Origin of the sequence: Pragia fontium DSM 5563 = ATCC 49100 (assembly GCF_900112475.1) — a bacterium.
Classification (GTDB): domain Bacteria; phylum Pseudomonadota; class Gammaproteobacteria; order Enterobacterales; family Enterobacteriaceae; genus Pragia; species Pragia fontium.
Genome location: NZ_FOLW01000012.1, coordinates 58,077 through 71,427, shown reverse-complemented (window position 1 = coordinate 71,427; position 13,351 = coordinate 58,077). Strand labels below are relative to the sequence as shown.

The 13,351-nt window shown below is 46.1% G+C and carries 11 protein-coding genes; 8 read left to right on the top strand and 3 right to left on the bottom strand.

Annotation, left to right across the window (positions count from 1 at the left end; genetic code table 11):
- Positions 1-130 precede the first annotated feature (130 nt).
- The 3 genes from BMZ28_RS14825 (at position 131) to BMZ28_RS14815 (ending at position 2,557) form a co-directional block, all read left to right on the top strand.
- Positions 131-625, top strand: a complete 495-nt coding sequence (locus tag BMZ28_RS14825) for a GNAT family N-acetyltransferase (protein WP_047782186.1) — start codon at positions 131-133, stop codon at positions 623-625.
- A 341-nt stretch (positions 626-966) separates the two neighbouring features.
- A complete protein-coding gene (kdgR, locus tag BMZ28_RS14820; protein WP_047782185.1) occupies positions 967-1,758 on the top strand; it encodes a DNA-binding transcriptional regulator KdgR in 792 nt (263 codons plus the stop codon).
- A gap of 199 nt (positions 1,759-1,957) precedes the next feature.
- Positions 1,958-2,557: a nucleotidyltransferase family protein gene (locus BMZ28_RS14815; RefSeq protein WP_074824372.1), complete on the top strand. Its 600-nt coding sequence runs from the start codon at positions 1,958-1,960 to the stop codon at positions 2,555-2,557.
- A gap of 47 nt (positions 2,558-2,604) precedes the next feature.
- Here the strand turns inward: BMZ28_RS14815 and BMZ28_RS14810 are convergent, their stop codons facing one another.
- Genes BMZ28_RS14810 through dsrO form a run of 3 tightly spaced genes read right to left on the bottom strand, consistent with a single transcriptional unit; the run spans position 2,605 to position 7,533 of the window.
- A complete protein-coding gene (locus BMZ28_RS14810) occupies positions 2,605-5,691 on the bottom strand; it encodes a tetrathionate reductase subunit A (protein WP_074824370.1) in 3,087 nt (1,028 codons plus the stop codon).
- Positions 5,684-6,778 carry an NrfD/PsrC family molybdoenzyme membrane anchor subunit gene (gene nrfD / locus BMZ28_RS14805; RefSeq protein WP_074824368.1) on the bottom strand — a complete coding sequence of 365 codons (1,095 nt, stop codon included), beginning with the start codon at positions 6,776-6,778 and terminating at the stop codon, positions 5,684-5,686. The genes BMZ28_RS14810 and nrfD overlap by 8 nt, the downstream gene beginning before the upstream one ends.
- Positions 6,775-7,533, bottom strand: a complete 759-nt coding sequence (gene dsrO / locus BMZ28_RS14800) for a sulfate reduction electron transfer complex DsrMKJOP subunit DsrO (protein WP_074824364.1) — start codon at positions 7,531-7,533, stop codon at positions 6,775-6,777. Before dsrO ends, nrfD begins: the two co-directional genes overlap by 4 nt.
- Positions 7,534-7,715: 182 nt before the next feature.
- On the opposite strand from dsrO, the gene BMZ28_RS14795 reads away from it, so the two are divergent.
- The 5 genes from BMZ28_RS14795 (at position 7,716) to BMZ28_RS14775 (ending at position 13,051) form a co-directional block, all read left to right on the top strand.
- Positions 7,716-9,533 carry a sensor histidine kinase gene (locus BMZ28_RS14795; RefSeq protein WP_074824361.1) on the top strand — a complete coding sequence of 606 codons (1,818 nt, stop codon included), beginning with the start codon at positions 7,716-7,718 and terminating at the stop codon, positions 9,531-9,533.
- Positions 9,534-9,540: 7 nt separating this feature from the next.
- Entirely contained in the window at positions 9,541-10,146 is a 606-nt protein-coding gene (locus tag BMZ28_RS14790; RefSeq protein WP_074824357.1) for a response regulator transcription factor, read from the top strand.
- Positions 10,147-10,263: 117 nt separating this feature from the next.
- Positions 10,264-11,223 carry a D-2-hydroxyacid dehydrogenase family protein gene (locus BMZ28_RS14785; protein ID WP_074824354.1) on the top strand — a complete coding sequence of 320 codons (960 nt, stop codon included), beginning with the start codon at positions 10,264-10,266 and terminating at the stop codon, positions 11,221-11,223.
- 272 nt (positions 11,224-11,495) lie between these two features.
- Complete coding sequence (locus tag BMZ28_RS14780; RefSeq protein ID WP_083399705.1) at positions 11,496-11,819, top strand: FaeA/PapI family transcriptional regulator; 324 nt, start codon at positions 11,496-11,498, stop codon at positions 11,817-11,819.
- A 215-nt stretch (positions 11,820-12,034) separates the two neighbouring features.
- Positions 12,035-13,051: a ParB/Srx family N-terminal domain-containing protein gene (locus BMZ28_RS14775; RefSeq protein WP_074824348.1), complete on the top strand. Its 1,017-nt coding sequence runs from the start codon at positions 12,035-12,037 to the stop codon at positions 13,049-13,051.
- Positions 13,052-13,351: the final 300 nt, after the last annotated feature.

Here is a 13,351-nt window from a genome sequence, read left to right as displayed (position 1 = left end):
CATGATGTGGCTAAAATTGTGTGCTTGCGCAATTTTATGGAAAATAATGAATTAGACTGTCAGTTTACAGGTGAAAATATTTTTTTAATCGGTAAGATTCCTCCACTTCGAATATTAGTCAGAGAGAGTCATGTATAGGAAGCTTATTGTTTCATTAGCTGAATATCCTCAGTATTTTGATGATGTTATGGGCTGGTGCTATCGGGAGTTTTGGCAGGGCCCGAAAACGGATGATTTTGAACTCAATGAGTTTTTGAAAGGGCATTTGGATAAAAATAAGATCCCTTGTTCACTGGTTGCTTTGTGTGATGGAAGGCCGGTGGGTTCTGTGCATTTGGTTGAAAAAGGCTACGATACGAATCCGTTTTCTCCTTGTTTGACCGGCTTATATGTATTACCCGGTTTTAGAAATCTGGGTTTTGGTACTATGCTGATTGAAAATGCGCTGGAGAGAGCCAGGGCGAGCGGCTTTCCTAGCGTTTATTTGGCGGCGGATGAAAATATTAATTATTATACTTCCAGAGGATGGACCGTCATTGCCCCAAGTGATAGCCCCGATCATTATATTCTTGCCAAAAGAAAGCGTATTCCTTTCTTTCCTATAGGAGCAAACACGCTTCATTAACAGGACATATTCGTGCGTTAAGTTTTACGTTTCCTGAGGGAAGTATGACAATCCCAGTATATGACGATCTGTTTGATAAATAGCAAGCAGGCTCGGCTTGTTGTGGGCTAAAAAATAATGACGCAAAAGCGTTTTTTATTAAATTTAAAAACAATATATTTCAATTAATTAATCAATATAATAAAAGTGAATTTGAGCAATTAACTTATTAATATTGTGCAAATGGCCATACGTTAAGTGAACCAGCATCACTGATTGTCATTAACTCCTCTTTAACCTTATAATAAAAACACTGTTCCAATTTTTCTGAAACGAATAATTAAAGATAAGGTGGCTGCCGAATGGCTGTGGACGATCTAGATAAACAACCCGATTCGGTTTCATCAGTACTTAAAGTTTTTGGTATTTTAAATGCGTTGGGTGAAGAGCGTGAAATGGGCATTTCTGAGCTTGCCCAACAGATCATGATGTCTAAAAGTACGGTGTATCGCTTTCTGCAAACGATGAAGTCATTGGGTTATGTTACGCAAGAAGAAGAAACTGATAAATACTCTCTTACGCTAAAGCTATTTGAACTGGGCGCCAAATCGTTACAGAACGTTGATTTGATTCGCTATGCTAACATCCAGATGCGTGAAATCTCGAAACATACCCGAGAAGCGATTCATCTAGGTGCTTTGGATGACGATGCTATCATCTATATCCATAAGATAGACTCCATGTATAACCTGCGTATGTACTCGCGGATTGGGCGTCGTAATCCGATTCATAGTACCGCCATTGGTAAGGTATTGATGGCGTGGAGCGATCCACAGGAAGTACAGGAAACGCTGGGCAAAATAACTTTTACCCGCAGTACGAATAATACGATTCAAAGTATTGAAGAATTTATGCCGGTATTAGCGGCTACCCGAGCACAAGGATATGCGGAAGATATTGAAGAACAGGAAGAGGGACTTCGCTGTATTGCTGTTCCGGTATTTGACCGTTTTGGTATTGTGCTTGTTGGATTAAGTATTTCTCTGCCAACGATTCGTTTTTCTGAAGAGAATAAGCCGCAAATTATTAACATGTTGCATGAGGCTGCCCGCAATATTTCGGCTCAGTTAGGCTATCACGATTATCCATTTTGATTGCTTCAGGGAGGCTTAGGCCTCCTTACTCTGTTACTTTTGCTATTTTCCTTGTTGTTATATCCCTCCTTACAATAAACGCTGTGTTGATTATGTTGAATTACCTGAGAATAACTATACTTTAGAGTAATAGCCCGACAGCTGAATGAATTGAATAAAATCAGAATGATGTGCGCTGGGATAAAAAGGAACTCAGGTTATGACAATAGGTGCTGTTATTGTTGCTGCTGGTTTAGGAACGCGTTTTCGCCACTTGGTTGATAGCGAGAATGAAGCCAATAAGCTTATGGCGATTTGTTCCGGTATCAGCGGTAGTCCACTGTCCGTCTTTACCCATACTTTGCAAAATACGCTACAAACAATGCGTCATGTGGTCGTGGTGACTCGCCCTGAATACCGGGCAATACAGCAAATAACTGAATCGTCCGGTTGCCAGTGTATTTGTATCGATAGTCAGGGTATTGGTGATTCTATTGCCGCCGGGGTTAAAGCAACAAAGCAGTGGCGTGGCTGGTTAATTACGCTGGCGGATATGCCTTTTATTCGCCCTGAAACATATACACAGGTGGTACAGGCGCTAAAGTCCAATAGGGCGGTGAGGCCAGTCTATCAAGACCAGCCGGGACATCCTGTGGGGTTTGCTGCTGATTTCAGAGATTCATTAATGGCGTTGAATGGTGACCAGGGCGCTAAAAACCTGTTTGCTCAGGCGCAGCCTTATTTGGTACCGGTGAACGACCCGGGCATTCTATTCGACATTGATACGCCGCAGGCGCTATTACGGCAATCAATGCCATAACAGCGCCTGGAATCAAGGTATCGTTTTATTTAAGGCAGTATGCCCAGCTAGCCAATTTTTGCGGGTAATGCTTGCCTTGCCGCAGAACCGACCACCCAATCGAGCAGAATACCTTTGCCTTCTCGGCTAGCATCGATCAGACCGAGATCGTTGAGATTCACTCCCTGAATCGGTTGAATGCTGGCCGTTTGTGGTTTTTCATCAATGATATGAGCATGGGCACCAAGCTCTCGATGTCCAAACCCATGTTCAATAGCCAGCGTTCCCTGTCTGACTCCTTCTACCACAATAGCCGTTGCCTGTATGGTGTTGTTGGGGGTAGTGATAGTGAAATCATCCCCGGTAGTTATTGCGTGTCGCTGTGCATCAATGGGATGGATATAAACCGGGTTAAGCCCTTTGATTGAGTTTAGCCGGGGCGAAAGGTGGGAGATGCCACTGTGAATATTAGACTTGAAGCTGGTGAGCATAAACGGCCACTCGTTTTCCGGATAGCTTTGGTGCAACGGCGTACCATCCGCTAACTGTTGTGGATACCAAGTCGGACAACCGGTGTAGCGTTTGCCAGACATGCTGTTTCTACTGGTAGCCAGCGTTTCATTCCAGATAGCCAAGGGCTTTTTCCAGCGATGCTTCATCCGATCGCCCTGATAGCTTTCTGTCGCATCTTCAAACCGTCCGCCCCGAGCTAATACATAAGCCACTTTACGCAGTTCATCTGGCGCTAATATCCGCTGCATCTCTGGCAATAGCCGCTCCAGCCCAGAGAGTTGGATATCTTCAGCGCTGGCATCAGGCACACCACCGTCAATAAATGCCAGATTAGCTGCCGCTCTCAGATAGTAATCCTCGGCGCTGTTAATGGCGTGCCAGTTTCCTTGAGTATCTTGAATGGCTTTTTCACCGAATCCTTTTAGGTTCAGGCGTTTGGCAATATCGATAATCAGGTTTTCCATATTGATGGAACGGCCATCTGCGGTTTTGGCATTAAGGCTGTTAACAATCGGCCAACGAGCGGTGGTGGCCTTGGTAGGAACGCCGTGCCAAGGTGCCGCCATGCCCCAGCTTTCATAGGTCACGCTGTCTGGTACGATATAGTCAGACAGTGCACCGGTTTCACTGATAAAAGGATCGATGGTAATAATTAGCGGTAGCTGCTTAGGATCCTTCAGCTTTTCACCAATCAAGGTATTCAGACCGGGAATGGCATACAGTGGATTGGACATATGGTTGATCCAAGCCTTCAGTCGATATGGATATCCATCGATTGCTGCACTGAGCTGCTCGGTCATTAACGGCTGAGAGAAGGGATACCAGGGTGCTCTACTAGGATAAGGCGATTGTCCCGCGGCGACTTTACGCTGGTATTCGCTGGTGTTTTCATACTTAAACTTGTTACGTGAAATAAATACGCCTTTCGGCGCCAATTTTCCCGGGAACTGAGCAAAATTATATTTAGGGCCCTTGCCATCGGTGGGATAACGGCCAGCTTTCGCCATCACACCACCTTTCATATTCAGGTTACCGATTAATGCGTTTAGCATCAGTATCGCGTAGGCGGTATAAAACCCGTTGCTGTGCATGGTTCCACCATGGGTATCGACCGCTGCCTGTGTGCCATAGCTGGTAAAACAGTTGGCCAACTCAACAATTTTTTCTTCAGGAACCTCACATTCACGGCTGTAAGTGGCCAAGTCATATTTCAAGGCTTCTTCTTTAAGCAATTGAAGAGATGACTTTACTCTAACGGTGCCAGAAGTGGTGTCCAGTTGGGTATCGACGAACAGAGAAGCGGGTGCTGGTTGTGTGTTGAGCCCCGGCTGATGGCTTTGCTCATCAAGGATGACATAGCCATCGCCATCAGAAAACGCTTCTCCGCTATAAGGGAGGTTTATCTGTGAGGCACGCAGGAAAGCACCGCATCTTGGGTGCTGCTCATCACAGATAACCAAGTGAGTGGCGTTACTCCAGTGGGCTGTTCCCGCCGCCACCATTGCCGCTTCACCGGGTTGGGATAAGAAGGTTTTGTTGAAGCGTTCATTCTCAATAATCCAGCGGATCATCCCCATCACCAGAGCTGCATCGGTTCCCGGTTTGATGGGTAACCAACGATTGTTGTCGCCGGCAGACAGGCTGGAGGAGGCCGGCAACGCTGGGGATACCACCACATATTCAAAGTCTGGGCGAGTTCTGGCACTGGCCAATTGACGCGCCTGACGTTTGAATGGATTACCTGCTTGTGCGGGGGACATACCGATAAACAGGGCAAATTGAACGTTTTCAATATCGGGTTTTACGTGGGCATACTTGTCCAGATCGTTCATCAGTGCGCCGGAACCTGCCCGAAAAGAGAAGCCGCAGTAAGCCCCATGATTACTAAAGTTACGTGTGCCAAAGCTATTGAAGGTGAACCGTTTAATAATATCGTCACGACCTTCATCGCTGGCATTGGTGACCAGTAACTGGTTTGCTTTTGGACCATATTCCGGATTTTGACTATCCAGCGGCGTTTCAACATCACGAATGGCGCGTAACCCATCAACATGGCCCTCGCCAAACAGATCGCCACCCTCAATAATCTCTTGTAGCAGTTGTTCATAGCTAATGGTTTGCCACTGGCCTTCGCCACGTTTGCCTACTCGTTTTAGTGGCTGAGTAATTCGATATGGGCTGTTGCGCAGTTCCAACATACTGTTACCGCGTGCGCAGGCGGTAGAGCGCCCGTCAGTCGCGCCATGGTCACCGGTCAAAGACAAATAGGCCTGTTGCAGCGGCATGGTGAATGGGATCTGATGTTCTTGAGAGAGCGGATGATAGGGATTACCGGAAATACGCAATATGCTATCTGTTTGATTATCAATCCTGACTCGAACGCCGCAAAGCGTCCAGCATCCCAGACACATGGATGGGCTGACTCGTTGATTTGGATTACTGACTAATTTTCCCTGAGGATTTATCTGATATTCAGGTTCCAGTGAGTTACCAAAGTGGGCGTGCTTCGGTTTTTCCCCGGATGAGCCGGTAACCGCGCCTTCCACTAAATGTTTGGTTGTTGAGCCATAGCCGGCGACAAATGCAGCGGTTCCGCCAACAGCCAAACCGGCTTTAAGTAAGTGACGACGATGTTTATTCATGATATTCACCTTGAACTGTCGGAGCTAATGGGGAAAGGGCGGCGTTGTCTGCTTGATTAATGATGCTGGAGGTAATTACTGCCAGAGCCAGCCATAAGCCCGCCATACCAATAATACCTAATACGCCGGAACTCCCCCAGGCAAGGGCATTCGGGTACATGCCTGCGTCATAGCGCGGAATAGTTTGTACATCCAAAATGGTCAGCCAGCGCAGGTACCAGCAGGTTGCGATAGAAAGCAGGCTTAGCAAGATGATTGACTTTCTGCCGGTAGGAAAGTGCCAACCGACTAACAGACAGGCAACCAATAACAGCATCATTAAACCTGTGCGCCAGCGCCAAACGCTATAGTCCAACAGTTCCAGCCCATTGCCATTAACCAGCCACAGGGGAAACAGGACGCAAGACAATAAAGCACTGAGTAATACGGTACGGCGAATAAACTGTAGATCCTGACGGAGAATCGGTTTGAGCGTTGCCAGCATCAGCAGAGATAGGCCTCCGGTAGCGAGAAAGGCTGTAACAAACCAGAGAACGGGGGATGTTAACTGGTTCCACAACGGGCGGCTGCGAAGGACTGCAATTTCAGAGCCGGTATACAGGGCGATACTCAGTCCGGAGATAACTGTCAGTAGCGTAATGACTTTCATGGTTGAGAGAGAGGTTTGCCATTTCCCCATGGCCAGACGACTGCATAACCGTATTACCGGGGATGCATGTCGGCTCAGCGCCTGTATTTCTGGGCGAAGATATAGCCAGGCAGTGAGGATGGATAATACTGAAAATAGGGGTAATAGAACGGCTCCCCGTGACATCCATGAACTGGGTGTTAAGTGAGCGAAAAAGTGCCAGGCTCTTCCGGGCTGATGGAGCTCGGCCGTTAGCGCCAGAGGCCCTACCAGCGCGGAAATTGCCAGAACCAACGCCAAGACTGAGCGTAAGGTATGAGAAGTGGAGCGATGACAAAACAGCGCCAGAGCAAACAGAATGGCTGCGCCGTAAGCAGAACCGATATAGAAAAAATATTGTACTGCCCACGGTAGCCATGCGACTTCCTGAGCAGGCACTAACACTTCAGTGATAGTCATTGTATTTCTCCTTTCAGTGAATGAATGGCGGCTTTCCCCTGAATATGGGAAGTAAACTCATCGCTCATACCGATATAGAAAACGTGCGGTGCCGTTTTTTGCTCTGGCTTCAACACCTTGATATCACTGGCATTGTTTTTCAGTATTTTATTGATTTCGCTGTCGGGATTGTTTAAATCACCAATGACTCTGGCTCCACCAACGCAAGTTTCTACGCAGGCCGGGAGTAATCCGACCTCCAGACGATGAGCACAGAAGGTACATTTGTCGGCCGTCAGCGTTTCTTGATTGATAAATCTGGCGTCATAAGGACAGGCCTGAACACAGTAAGCGCAACCAACACAGCGTTGGTTATCTACCATAACGATACCGTCTTCACGTTGATAAGTTGCCTGTACTGGGCAGACCGGAATACAGGGAGCATCTGCACAGTGGTTACACAGGCGAGGAAGCATAAAAGCTTTCACCTGAGTTGGTGTTGTTTGATCCAAGGTGACTTGGTACTGTTTCACCGTAGTACGAAACTGACCTAACGGTGCCTGATTTTCAATGGCGCAGCCAACGGTACAGGCTTGGCAACCAACGCATTTGCGTAAATCAATGACCATGGCGAAACGTTTTCCGCTGATGCCTTTCCTGGCATTATCTGACGATGGGGAAAGTGCCGCTGCGCCAGCGGAAGTCACCGGTATTAAAGCGGCTCCGGCAGTAATTAATCCGAGGCCGGATAACAGCTTGCGTTTATTTTTATCCATAGTGATATCCCGTTAATGGCTCGTGAGAGGTTGGAATGGCACCATTGTCAGCAGCAGGATGATAAGTGGCTATTGTGGTTTCCCACATGTCTCAGGCTTTGTTGATCTAAAACAAAAGAAGTGACCAGACTTTTTCTCTCAGTCAGATTAAAACCGGTTAATCTGTCAGTTAAAAGTGTGTGATGAAGGCAAGTCTACGGCAGAAAATTAGGGTAGATATGGTTAGCTATATAAAAACAATCAGCATTGTGATGGTGATGTTTTGTTGTTCGGCATTGGCTCAGGTGCCGACGACGACTGAGGTTGAGACGATTAATGTTGGTGTCTTGGCGACGCGCGGAGACCGCGCGGCAATTGAACGCTGGCAGCCACTGATGGACTGGCTAACGGCGCGTATTCCTAACGCGCATTTTCAACTTCACCCCTATACGCTGGAGCAAATGGCTGCGGTAGTAAAATCTCAGGATATTGATTTTATTATTACCAATCCAGGGCAGTCAGTTCAGTTAGGACGTCAGTACCCACTTTCATGGTTAGCGACGTTGCGTAGCCGATATCAGGAAGGAACATCACAAGCCATCGGTTCTGCTTTTGTCGTTCGCGCAGATTCGCCCTACCAGCATTTAAGCGATATGAAAGGTAAATCAGTCGCGGCAGTATCTAAAATAGCATTTGGCGGATATTTGACCTTAAAGCGGGAAATGCAGCAGGCAGGGCACGATCCCGAGCGATTCTTTTCAACCATTGATTTTACCGGTTTTCCGTTAGATGCCATTGTTTACAAACTGCGTGATGGCGATGTAGAAGGGGCTGTGCTGCCCATTTGCCAACTGGAAGATATGGTGCGTGAAGGGTTGATTGCCGGAAAAAATTATCGCGTGTTGGATAATCGGGCACCTGATGGCTTTCCCTGTCAGGCATCGACGCGTTTGTACCCGAACTGGTCATTTGCGAAAACCGGTAAGACATCGGAGGCATTGGCAAAGCAAATTTCTCGAGCCTTGCTGGCACTGCCTGAAGATCATCCCGCAGCGATTGCCGCCGATTCCCTTGGCTGGACCACGCCGATTAGCCAATTAACGGTGGATAAACTGTATCAGGATCTGGACATACATCCGCTGCAAAACCCGTGGTGGAAGGAAGCGCTGGTTTGGTTAAAGGCCAATCAACAATGGGGTTGGCTGCTGATTATTTTGATTGTGGTACTGAACGGCTACCATTTTCTGCTGGAGTATCGGTTTAACAAAAACCAGAAACGTTTATTGAGAGTTCAGAATGAGTTGAATGAAAAAATTGCAATGTTGGAACATGCTCAGCGGGTAGCCATTGTCGGGGAACTTGGGGCAAGCATTGCCCATGAAATCAGCCAGCCTTTAGCGGCGATTCAGAACTACAGTCAGGGTGGTTTGATACGGGTAAATAAAGGCAAGCCGGTAACCGAACTCCAGCCGGTACTGGAACATATTCAGCATCAGGTGATGCGTGCCAGCGATATTGTTCAACGTCTCAGGGGATTAATTAATAAGCGAGCCAGTGAAAAAAAATGGAGTGATGTTGCCGATATTATTGATGATACTTTGCTACTGCTGCGATATGAGCTGGAAAAAAGCGCGATTAGCGTAACCGTTAGTCATGAAGGCGAAGGCCGGCCGGTATGGATTGACCCGGTGGGCTTCCAGCAATTGATTTTAAACATCATAAAAAATGCGATTGATGCTTGTAATCAGGCATGTTCACCATCAGCGACGATTGCTATTGAACTGGTTTTTACTCCTCAACAGCTGGTTGTTCGGGTCACTGATAGTGGAGAGGGCTTCGCTGTTGAACCTGCGCTTTTGCAGAGTGCGTTTTATTCGACTAAGGCTGAAGGGCTCGGACTGGGTTTAGCGATTTGCCGGGATGTGGTGAAAAGCCATCACGGCCATATGGAAATGTGTAATGTAGCGCCCCACGGCTGTCGAGTTGAAGTCACTTTTCCATTTATTGATAACGAACAGTAACGGACACATGATGACGAATATTCATATTGTTGATGATGATGAGTCGGTACGGAACTCTCTAAAGTTTATGCTGGAAGGATATGATTTTCAGACTGAGGTTTATGCCAGTGGGGCGGATTTCCTGCAAAAAGTAGATGTTGAGCAACCCGGCTGCGTCATTCTGGACAGCAGTATGCCAGGCCTGAGTGGTCAACAGGTGCAACGAATTCTGAATGAACAATCCAGCCCGCTTAGCGTGATCTACTTGACCGGTCAGGGGGATGTACCGATGGCCGTGGATGCCTTTAAAAAAGGAGCGGTAGATTTTTTTCAGAAGCCGGTCGATGGGGATGCGTTGGCAATTGCTTTGCAGGACGCCTTACAGATTTCAGTAACGAGAAAAAATACCTTGGTTTATCAGCGATTGTATCAACGTCTGACTGACCGGGAAAAAGAGCTGTTTTCTCTGATTACTCAGGGATATAAGAACCAACAGTTATCCGATAAGTTAAGTATTTCACTGCGAACGGTAGAAGTTCATCGGGCTAACTTAATGAAAAAACTGAATGTTAAAACGGTTGCTGAGCTGGCTTCCGTGTATGGCACGTTAAAAGATAGGCCGTTATCTGAATAAAAAGTTATCTTTTCTGTGACAGAATTCAGACGCTAAGCCACGTTTTTCTGTTGATTCTGCGGTACATTTTTGGCGCCTAACTGACATCGTGATGAACTGATAAACAGGACTCAACCTATGAAATTGAAATGCGCAATTCTTGATGATTTTCAGAATGTAGCCTTATCGATGGCTAATTGGTCAACGTTAGGCGATCGGGTCGAGGTGTTTTCCCTGTCTCAGCATTTCACTGATGAAAATGCGTTGGTTAAAGCGATTGAGCACTGCGATATTATTGTCATTATGCGTGAGCGTACCCCTTTCACCGCTGGGCTGCTGGCCAGATTGCCTAATCTAAAGTTATTAATTACTTCCGGAATGCGTAATGCTTCTATTGATGTGAAAACGGCAACGGCGCGAGGTATCACGGTGTGTGGCACCGCCAGCAGTTCTGAGCCACCCATGGAACTGACATGGGCACTTATTCTGGGATTGGCTCGCCATATTGTGCCAGAGAATCATGCGTTTCGGCATAATGGTCCGTGGCAAAGCACCGTTGGTGTAACGTTAAACGGTAAGCGTCTTGGTCTACTTGGCTTGGGGAAAATAGGCAGCCGAATTGCTCAGGTGGCTAAAGCCTTCGGGATGGAAGTCTCTGCCTGGAGCCACAATCTGACTCAGGAACGGGCGAGTGAAGTTGGCGTTATGTTAGCCCCATCCAAAGAGGCCTTGTTGGCACATAGCGATTTTGTGTCGATTCATTTAGTGCTGGGTGAACGTACTCGTGGTCTGATTGGCGAAGCTGAATTTGCGTTGATGAAGCCAAGTGCATTTTTAATTAATACTTCCCGGGCGGCCATTGTCGATCGGGATGCGCTGATTAATGCCCTGCATAATCAGCAAATTGGTGGTGCGGGTATCGACGTTTTTGATATTGAGCCATTACCGGAAGATGATATTTTTCGGAATCTACCCAATGTGTTGGCGACTCCGCATTTAGGCTATGTTGCAGACAGTAATTATCAGTGCTATTTCCAGCAGGCAGTAGAGAATATTCAGGCTTTTCTGGCTGGTACTCCGGTGCGCCAATTAGGCTAATTGATTGAGTAAAATAGAGTAGTGCCGCAGAGGTATAAGGCACGATGTGATAAAGGCCTCTTCTTTGGAAGCAATGTTAAAGTTAGTGTTGTTGGATTTCTCCACCATACTTTGAAAAAGGATGCAACGCATTAGGGTGTTGGACGGTTTTTTTCCGATATTTAATTGGGGTCACAAAAGGAAAAAGAGTGGTTACTCACTGATAGATAAAAGTTTTACGACTAGTGTATACTCCCAGCGATATGATTTTATACTGGGAATGTAGAGGGTAAATGATGACCAATAATAGTGAATCCACTCAGAAAATGACTAAGGGCGCAGCGATTACTCAAGAAGTTTTAGAAGCTTTGGCCGAACAGTGCACAACTAAATATGCAGCCGTTAAGCATGAAGTGACTATCGGCGATGATATTAGTGATGACGTATTACGTAAAATCGCCCCAACGACCAATGATATCGCTGAAACATGTGTGATAAACGTTTATCAGGCTCGCTACTATTTATTGAAGTTGATGGAAGAGGGTTTAGTGATGAAAACTGGGGTGAAAAAAGGTTATCCGTTACACTGGTGGTTAATCGGCGCTGATAAAGCGTAGTTCAAAATGCCTTTTCTCAGGACGATATATCAGGGATAACTAGCGGTATTACGGATATTCTGCTCGCTACAGCTTTGCTCTGCCGTTGTACGTTTTCTTGGTTTGATTTCTTTTTATCCCTCTATGCTCTTCATTCGAGAAATCGATTATCAGGGTCTATAGTTTATTCATATCCATTAACGTTTAAATTTACCAAGTAAGCAGGGATGGAGTGCATGCGTTCCCAACAATTTTATCCGCTTTACTTATATCCTATGGTATTTGCCGTCATCGTTGTTTCGGGGCTGGGGCTGTATTCCGGTTCTGTTTTGGGAGCACAAGTATTGGATAACCGATTATTGGCTAAAGCGGGTGATATTATTCAGGTGCAACTCCGTGAATTACACCCTACCCAGAGTGCGGTGGGTAAATTGCAAATTGCGGGTGATTTGGCTGACTATGCTCAGGATAGAACCTCATTATTTAAAGATTTATGCAAAGTTCAGGGCGCCGGTAAACTGCTGAGCAGTAGTGAACGCTCTACACCACACGATCCTTCTTCCTACCGTTGTTCTTTATTGCCGGGCAGTGATAAATCGGCGATGAATACCATTGATATTGGCTCCGGGGGGGAATTCTATCTGACGGATGGACATCATGCCTTTAACAGTTTTTGGGATGCCGTTGGCGGTGGCGGCGAGGTGACATTAGCCGTATTGGTAGGAGAAAATTTAACTCACGATGCCGAGGGGAATCCACTAAGTCACCAGCAATTTGAGCAAAAAATGGCGCAGTTAAAGCATTTTTTGCCGATTGATGCAGCAGGAAAACCGATTACGTTTGCCCAATTGCCTCAAACGTTGGGTATGGCGGCTTTTCAGGACGATCCTTATCGTTCCATGCTGTATTACCTGCGCGGTGTTTCTTACGATAAGTCGGACAAGAATCTCAATCCAAATACCGGTCAGCCCTACTCGGATGTACCTTTTCTTGAGTTCTATTGGGGGCAGCTGTTGAATGAAAAAATGGATCTTAGCCGTTATGATTTGGGTCAGCAGGATGATTATATCAGGGCGCTTAATGATGCGGCTTTGGTTATGGTTGGACTATCCGATAGCCAACTTATTGGCAGCTCAGGGAAAACCGCAGCAGAGCTTGGGAAGTTAAATAAAATTCATCAGAAAAAGCTGAAAAAATTGGCGCAGCACGACTCTAAATTAGCCAAAGCGCTAGCCTATCAGGCCACACATTGAGCCGAGACATCATTCTGAGAATTGGCCTGATGATAGACTAATTTTGTCTCGCTCTATATCTGAAAATATTTCAATACATCTTAATTAATCTCAAATTGGCGGATTTATGATATTCGTTAGAGATACTCTCCTATATAGGTTAATAACGCAACGTGATTAACATGTCTCGTTAATTCCTATCTTATTGATAAACAAATCAAATGGTCTTAATCGCTGGTTCATTGGAATATCAATGATGAGTTCTATTATTGATGTTTTTTGGCTGGTTTTTTCTGAGGAAATAGATTGAGTTACTGTCTG

Excerpts from the sequence above, each read along its gene's own strand:
- BMZ28_RS14825 (WP_047782186.1), top strand. The coding sequence starts at position 131 with ATGTATAGGAAGCTTATTGTTTCATTAGCTGAATATCCTCAGTATTTT.
- kdgR (WP_047782185.1), top strand. The coding sequence starts at position 967 with ATGGCTGTGGACGATCTAGATAAACAACCCGATTCGGTTTCATCAGTA.
- BMZ28_RS14815 (WP_074824372.1), top strand. The coding sequence starts at position 1,958 with ATGACAATAGGTGCTGTTATTGTTGCTGCTGGTTTAGGAACGCGTTTT.
- BMZ28_RS14810 (WP_074824370.1), bottom strand. The coding sequence starts at position 5,691 with ATGAATAAACATCGTCGTCACTTACTTAAAGCCGGTTTGGCTGTTGGC.
- nrfD (WP_074824368.1), bottom strand. The coding sequence starts at position 6,778 with ATGACTATCACTGAAGTGTTAGTGCCTGCTCAGGAAGTCGCATGGCTA.
- dsrO (WP_074824364.1), bottom strand. The coding sequence starts at position 7,533 with ATGGATAAAAATAAACGCAAGCTGTTATCCGGCCTCGGATTAATTACT.
- BMZ28_RS14795 (WP_074824361.1), top strand. The coding sequence starts at position 7,716 with ATGAAGGCAAGTCTACGGCAGAAAATTAGGGTAGATATGGTTAGCTAT.
- BMZ28_RS14790 (WP_074824357.1), top strand. The coding sequence starts at position 9,541 with ATGATGACGAATATTCATATTGTTGATGATGATGAGTCGGTACGGAAC.
- BMZ28_RS14785 (WP_074824354.1), top strand. The coding sequence starts at position 10,264 with ATGAAATTGAAATGCGCAATTCTTGATGATTTTCAGAATGTAGCCTTA.
- BMZ28_RS14780 (WP_083399705.1), top strand. The coding sequence starts at position 11,496 with ATGATGACCAATAATAGTGAATCCACTCAGAAAATGACTAAGGGCGCA.
- BMZ28_RS14775 (WP_074824348.1), top strand. The coding sequence starts at position 12,035 with ATGCGTTCCCAACAATTTTATCCGCTTTACTTATATCCTATGGTATTT.